Genomic DNA, 271 nt, shown 5'->3' on the forward strand with positions numbered 1-271 from the left:
GGCAACTGCGCCAGCCCTGGGGCTTCGAAGTGCAACTACCGCAGGGCTTCGACTACGCCCTGGCCGACCCGGAAGTGCGCCGCAGCCTGAGCGAATGGCGTGCCCTTGGCATACACCCAGTTGGGCAGCCACTAGGTTCCCCACGTGACGATGCCAGCGCCACCTTACTACTGCCCGCTGGACACCGGGGACCGGCGTTCCTGCTGCTGAGCAATTTCCGCAGCATCCTGCGCTACAACAACTCAACGTCCTACGCACTGGCGATCGGCCT

1 protein-coding gene is annotated in these 271 nt (G+C 64.6%); it reads left to right on the plus strand.

Features of this window, described 5'->3' with window-relative positions; translation table 11 throughout:
* On the plus strand, positions 1–271 hold a 271-nt coding region (locus tag ACZ3HH_RS30060; RefSeq protein WP_465810230.1), incomplete at both ends, for a lytic murein transglycosylase.

It is taken from the genome of Pseudomonas sp. PME37.24/025 (genome assembly GCF_055556615.1).